Annotated in this window: 5 protein-coding genes and 2 pseudogenes; 6 read left to right on the forward strand and 1 reads right to left on the reverse strand. The window is 49.4% G+C overall.

The window, feature by feature from the left end:
- The first annotated feature begins 156 nt into the window (after positions 1–156).
- From SK32_RS20185 to SK32_RS26500, 3 genes and pseudogenes are all read left to right on the forward strand, one after another.
- Entirely contained in the window at positions 157–2,154 is a 1,998-nt protein-coding gene (locus tag SK32_RS20185; protein WP_008325030.1) for a BCCT family transporter, read from the forward strand.
- A gap of 63 nt (positions 2,155–2,217) precedes the next feature.
- Positions 2,218–3,495 (forward strand): DUF2254 domain-containing protein, encoded by a 1,278-nt coding sequence (locus SK32_RS20190; RefSeq protein WP_000625672.1) that lies wholly within the window; start codon positions 2,218–2,220, stop codon positions 3,493–3,495.
- Between the two features lie 253 nt (positions 3,496–3,748).
- Positions 3,749–3,937: pseudogene (locus SK32_RS26500) on the forward strand (Tn3 family transposase); the annotation flags it as partial.
- Here SK32_RS26500 and SK32_RS20195 read toward each other — a convergent pair.
- Positions 3,937–4,218, reverse strand: a pseudogene (locus SK32_RS20195) (IS6-like element IS26 family transposase); the annotation flags it as partial. The pseudogenes SK32_RS26500 and SK32_RS20195 overlap by 1 nt on opposite strands.
- Positions 4,219–4,907: 689 nt before the next feature.
- Between SK32_RS20195 and SK32_RS20200 the strand changes: the two are divergent.
- The 3 genes from SK32_RS20200 (at position 4,908) to SK32_RS20210 (ending at position 6,757) form a co-directional block, all read left to right on the forward strand.
- Positions 4,908–5,237 (forward strand): type II toxin-antitoxin system RelE/ParE family toxin, encoded by a 330-nt coding sequence (locus tag SK32_RS20200; protein WP_000493286.1) that lies wholly within the window; start codon positions 4,908–4,910, stop codon positions 5,235–5,237.
- The gene (locus SK32_RS20205; protein WP_000780222.1) at positions 5,218–5,499 is read left to right on the forward strand and encodes a helix-turn-helix domain-containing protein; all 282 of its coding nucleotides are present in this window, start codon (positions 5,218–5,220) and stop codon (positions 5,497–5,499) included. Before SK32_RS20200 ends, SK32_RS20205 begins: the two co-directional genes overlap by 20 nt.
- 277 nt (positions 5,500–5,776) lie before the next feature.
- The gene (locus tag SK32_RS20210; protein ID WP_000019445.1) at positions 5,777–6,757 is read left to right on the forward strand and encodes an IS5-like element ISKpn26 family transposase; all 981 of its coding nucleotides are present in this window, start codon (positions 5,777–5,779) and stop codon (positions 6,755–6,757) included.
- The last annotated feature ends 23 nt before the right edge of the window (positions 6,758–6,780 follow it).

A 6,780-nucleotide genomic window follows, 5' to 3' on the forward strand; every position in this document is an offset into this window, starting at 1 on the left:
CGATGTGTTTGCGGGAAAAAAATCGGCCCAGATCCGCGAAATTTTAATCAGCGAGTCAGCTTGGGAAGAAATGACCTGCTTATTCGCACCTTCCCTAATCTTTGAGATGTAGTACCCTCTATACAGTGCGGATTTTAATTAATGGAATAAATGATTATGAGTGAAAATGATACAATCCAAAAGAAGTCTAAAAGCCAGATTAACAAAGCGGTATTCTTTACATCTGCTTTGTTAATTTTCCTTCTTGTCGCCTTTGCCGCTGTATTCCCGGATGTCGCCGACAAAAATTTTAAACTACTTCAGCAACAAATCTTCACGAATGCCAGCTGGTTCTACATCCTTGCAGTGGCCCTGATTCTACTGAGTGTCTCGTTCCTGGGACTCTCACGCTACGGTGATATCAAACTGGGTCCGGACCATGCGCAGCCTGATTTTAGCTATCACTCCTGGTTTGCGATGCTTTTCTCGGCAGGGATGGGGATCGGCCTGATGTTCTTTGGCGTTGCTGAACCTGTGATGCATTATCTTTCACCTCCTGTCGGCACTCCAGAGACCGTTGCGGCAGCGAAGGAAGCAATGCGCCTGACGTTCTTCCACTGGGGCCTGCACGCATGGGCAATCTATGCCATTGTGGCACTGATCCTGGCCTTTTTCAGTTACCGTCACGGTCTGCCTTTAACGCTGCGTTCCGCACTTTATCCCATTATTGGCGAGCGCATATACGGACCTGTAGGCCATGCGGTTGATATTTTCGCCGTTATTGGCACCGTCTTTGGCGTTGCGACATCGCTGGGGTACGGTGTTTTGCAGGTGAATGCTGGTTTGAATCATCTTTTCGGGGTGCCTATTAATGAAACGGTGCAGGTGATTCTAATCGTTGTCATCACTGGTTTAGCGACGATTTCGGTGGTGTCCGGCCTGGACAAGGGAATACGTATACTGTCTGAGCTCAACCTGGGCCTGGCAGTGCTGCTGCTGGCGCTGGTCCTGTGTCTGGGACCAACCGTGCTTCTGCTGAAGTCATTTGTGGAAAATACGGGCGGTTATCTTTCTGAACTGGTGAGTAAAACTTTTAACCTTTATGCGTATGAACCTAAGTCGAGCAACTGGCTGGGGGGCTGGACATTACTGTACTGGGGATGGTGGCTTTCATGGTCGCCGTTTGTGGGGATGTTCATCGCAAGAGTCTCGCGCGGTCGAACCATTCGCGAGTTTGTCACCGGCGTGCTGTTTGTTCCCGCCGGCTTCACGCTCATGTGGATGACGGTGTTTGGTAACAGCGCAATCTATCTCATTATGCACCAGGGGGCGGCTGATCTCGCCAATACCGTTCAGCAGGATGTCGCGCTGGCCCTGTTTAATTTCCTGGAGCATTTCCCGTTTTCTTCCGTGCTGTCATTTATTGCAATGGCGATGGTCATTGTCTTCTTTGTCACCTCGGCTGACTCCGGGGCAATGGTTGTTGATACGCTGGCATCGGGTGGCGTCGCTAACACGCCTGTATGGCAGCGAATTTTCTGGGCCTCGCTCATAGGGATTGTGGCAATCGCACTGCTGATTGCGGGGGGACTGAGCGCGCTGCAAACCGTGACAATAGCGAGCGCATTACCTTTCTCAGTGATTTTACTGATATCCATATACGGATTATTAAAAGCCCTGCGTCGGGATTTGACCAAGCGTGAAAGCCTGAGCATGGCGACTATTGCTCCGACTGCAGCGCGTAACCCGATTCCATGGCAGAGACGCTTGCGCAATATCGCTTATCTGCCAAAGCGCTCTCTTGTGAAACGCTTTATGGGCGACGTTATCCAGCCCGCCATGACGCTGGTTCAGGAAGAACTGAATAAACAGGGAACGATAAGCCATATAAGTGATACTGATGACGAACGAATTCGGCTTGAAGTCGATTTGGGCAATGAGCTGAACTTTATTTATGAAGTGAGACTTCGTGGCTATAACTCACCGGCTTTCGCCATGGCTGCAATGGACAATGACGAGCAGCAGGCTGAGCAACATCGATATTATCGCGCTGAGGTCTATCTGAAAGAAGGCGGTCAAAACTATGATGTGATGGGCTGGAATCAGGAACAGCTGATTAATGACATACTGGACCAGTACGAAAAACACCTGCACTTCCTGCACCTCGTTCGTTAATACAAAAATGCCGTCCTGCCGGGCGGCATTTATTTTCCCGAACTTAATACAAGGATATGCTGAATGATTTCACGCTGGCAATGGATTCTCAGGCAGACACTTAAAAAGCTATGGTTCAGGGCAACGTTATTTGCAATGGTAGCAATAATAACGGCCCTTTTATCTATTCTTTTTAGATCAATGATCCCAGAGTCAGTATCAGTGAAGGTTGGTGCGGAAGCAGTTGATAATATTCTGAACATACTGGCATCGAGTATGCTGGCGGTGACCACATTTTCACTGAGTATCATGGTCACCGCTTACGGTTCAGCCACTACTAATGTGACGCCCAGAGCCACGCGTTTAGTTGTAGAAGACGTAACCACACAAAATGTACTGGCCACTTTTATCGGTTCTTTTCTCTTCAGCCTGGTAGGGATTATTGCCCTCAATATGGGAGCCTACGGAGAAAGGGGTAGAGTCATTTTATTCATTGTAACACTGGTTGTCATTGCCTTAATAATCAGCACATTGCTTCGCTGGATACAGCATTTGACCTCTCTGGGCAGGGTAGGTGAGACAACAGCAAAAGTAGAACAGGCGGCGATCGAGACATTTATTGCGAGAGCAAAAAGTCCATGTCTTGGCGGATATCCATGGCTTGAGAACAATGAACAACCAAAAGGAACTGTTGCCGTATATCCGGAGAAAATTGGCTATGTTGAATATATTGACATGGTCAAGCTCGGCAGTCTGCTGAGCAATGATCCTCGTCATGTATATCTTGTGGCGCAGCCAGGCAGTTTCATACATCCATCGATGCCAGTTTTGTACCTGAGTTCTGGTCAGGAGTCATCAATCTGTACCGATTTACTTGAAACGATCATTGTCTCGGATGTGCGTTCATTTGCTCAGGATCCCCGATTCTGTCTCAGCGTCATGGCCGAAATAGCCTGCAGGGCCCTTTCGCCCGCAGTAAACGATCCCGGTACTGCGATTGATGTCATTGGCAGAGGTGTTCGAATACTCTCCGCTTACGCGCAGAATAAAATAGATGAAACTGAAGTGATATATCCTTCAGTACATGTTGCGCCACTTCAGATCAAAGACCTACTGGAAGACTTTTTCTTACCTGTTGCACGTGATGGTGCGAGTATGAGGGAGATTCAGATAAGAGTCCTTAAAGGACTGTCTATGCTGAGTAAGGGTTGGCCTGGGATGTTTGCTGAAGCCGCACATATACTGGCATCTGAAACATTAGAGCATGCAACTCGTACTGGTCATATAGCCCATGACGAATATCTTATAAAATCAATTTATTATAATTTATTCAGTGGCGAAAATCCTAATAAAAAACCATAGTTGCGGGACAAAGGATTTGTCCTCTGGCAAGGTGAAAGCAAAGCATTCCAGTGAGAATGAGCGTCTACTTTGAGCTGTGATTTCAACTGATGGACGCAACACAATTATTGAACTCACAGCGTGAAGCGGACGTAGCTAATTTTGCACAGCCCTCGATTAGAAAATTTAAGAATCCAGCCTTCAATGGTGTCATGGCGACAGGCAATACCCCAGTCCAGTGGCATATGAAGCCACATTGTCGCTGCCGGGAATTTGTTTCACCCATTATCGCACCGGAGAACAGGCAGAAGACGAAGCAGCGCTTATGGCAGCGATCCTTGCAGATGCAATGAATGCCGGAGCCGAACGAATGGCACAGAGTTCACGGGATGTCACCATTCACCGGATGATGGTCATGGTGGAGCGTCATTTACGCGCTGCAATCTATGCATCTACCACCTCGGCCCGGTACAGATACGCCCAGCGGCCATTGACCTTCACGTAGGTTTCATCCATGTGCCACGGGCAAAGATCGGAAGGGTTACGCCAGTACCAGCGCAGCCGTTTTTCCATTTCAGGCGCATAACGCTGAACCCAGCGGTAAATCGTGGAGTGATCGACATTCACTCCGCGTTCAGCCAGCATCTCCTGCAGCTCACGGTAACTGATGCCGTATTTGCAGTACCAGCGTACGGCCCACAGAATGATGTCACGCTGAAAATGCCGGCCTTTGAATGGGTTCATGTGCAGCTCCATCAGTAAAAGGGGATGATAAGTTTATCACCACCGACTATTTGCAACAGTGCCAATTTTTGTACGTTAAGCGCATTATTTAACCAATCTTGGTTCGTAAGTGGTTGATTTTGCGTCAGTGGCTATCGCTTTTAAGTTGTCGCTCTTGCAGTATCGCATTTAGGTTATCCGATTAAGGTCAAACCTCTGAAAATGCCGTATAGCGCGGGAGTACACCCTATTGCTATAGGTAAGTCTGTTCAAAAAACAGGCTTACCGTACAATAATTCTCTATATCCAAACTGACCCCTACACGCTCGTAAGCGGCTCTTACGACCCGCTAACGCGGAGATACGCCCCAACTGCGGCTTCGCCTTGTTGTGACCACTCCGACCGCGCACAAAAGCCTCTGAGCCGCTTTTAGCGGAATATGGCTTTGCAGGGTGAAGGGATGGATAGGCGATCCCTTTCGATCCCTCACTGGTATCGGCGGCTAACCCTCGGTGCTACCTGTCATTTCATCCTGCCGCCTTACATGCGCTAACGCGCATAAATCCCCGTTCCTCAGTGGAACGAAAACTCACGCTAACAGGGTAGTGACCGGGTAGCCACGATAACTGCCAACAAAATTAGCTTATAGGTTAATTCTACCTTGTCTGAAATTAGCCTATAGGTTAATATTAATAGAAATGGGAGGTCACATGTTTAGCGTTGTTTATCACCCGGAAGCCAGGGAAGAAGCCACAGCATTACCCGTAAAAATCAGGGTGAAGTTTGACCGTCTCATCGGCAAACTGGAGTATGACGCCCGATTACTGCGGGAGCCGGACACGAAGCCCCTGGGCGATGGACTTTTTGAGATCCGCACGATGGGGACGGACATAGCCAGGGGAATCTGGGTATACCACAAAGGCAATACCATCATCATGCTCCGTGTTTTCATCAAGAAGTCACAGAAAACGCCAGCGAAAGAAATCGATCTCGCCAAAAAGCGGTTAGCGGAGGTACTTAATGAAACTGGTAAGCCATAAAGAACTGCATAACGAGTGGATGCAGGACGATGAATATCGCGCTGCATGGCAGGAAGAAGAACGTAAGGAAAAGCTCAGGGAGCTGCTTGCTGAATGGCGCAAGCATGACAACCTGACAAAAGCGCAGGTTGCTGAACGCATGGGGGTTACACCTCCGGTTATTTCTCGCCTGGAAAACAACATCACCAAAGCCAGCATCGACACACTGACCCGCTACGCTCACGCCTGCGGCATCAAGAAACCTGTCATTGCCCTGTACTGAATAGCCAGCCCTCCGGGGCTGGCCTTTTTGTTTCGGTCAGTCCCAAAATTTTGTTAAAGCAAGTTTAAAATGTCACCTGTTTCTCCAAAGTTGAAATGTCACTTCTAAGCCAATCTATTTATACATAATCTTTACATCTTTCCCCGGTGACAAAGTGCTAATTGGTCTGTAATGTTCAATGTGTGGCAGGCAAGCCGCCGGTGACTTAGGGAAGGTGCGAACAAGTTCCTGATATGAGATCATCATATTCATCCGGAGCGCATCCCAGAGGGACATCATGAGCCATCAACTCACCTTCGCCGATAGTGAATTCAGCACTAAGCGCCGTCAGACCCGAAAAGAGATTTTCCTCTCCCGCATGGAGCAGATTCTGCCATGGCAGAATATGACCGCTGTCATCGAGCCGTTTTATCCCAAGGCGGGCAATGGCCGACGGCCCTATCCGCTGGAGACCATGCTGCGTATTCACTGCATGCAGCATTGGTACAACCTGAGCGACGGTGCCATGGAAGATGCCCTGTACGAAATCGCCTCCATGCGCCTGTTTGCCCGATTATCCCTGGATAGCGCCCTGCCGGATCGCACCACCATCATGAATTTCCGCCACCTGCTCGAGCAGCATCAACTGGCCCGTCAATTGTTCAAGACCATCAATCGCTGGCTGGCCGAAGCAGGCGTCATGATGACCCAAGGCACTTTGGTGGATGCCACCATCATTGAGGCACCCAGCTCGACCAAGAACAAAGAGCAGCAACGCGATCCGGAGATGCATCAGACCAAGAAAGGCAATCAGTGGCACTTTGGCATGAAGGCCCACATTGGTGTCGATGCCAAGAGTGGCCTGACCCACAGCCTGGTCACCACCGCGGCCAACGAGCATGACCTCAATCAGCTGGGTAATCTGCTTCATGGAGAGGAGCAATTTGTCTCAGCCGATGCCGGCTACCAAGGAGCGCCACAGCGCGAGGAGCTGGCCGAGGTGGATGTGGACTGGCTGATCGCCGAGCGTCCCGGCAAGGTAAAAACCTTGAAGCAGCATCCGCGCAAGAACAAAACGGCCATCAACATCGAATACATGAAAGCCAGCATCCGTGCCAGGGTGGAGCACCCGTTTCGCATCATCAAGCGGCAGTTCGGCTTCGTGAAAGCCAGATACAAGGGGCTGCTGAAAAACGATAACCAACTGGCGATGTTATTCACCCTGGCCAACCTGTTTCGGGTGGACCAAATGATACGTCAGTGGGAGAGATCTCAGTAAAAACCGGAAATAACGCCAGAAAT

The organism is Citrobacter sp. MGH100, from assembly GCF_001034465.1.
Lineage (GTDB): Bacteria > Pseudomonadota > Gammaproteobacteria > Enterobacterales > Enterobacteriaceae > Citrobacter > Citrobacter youngae.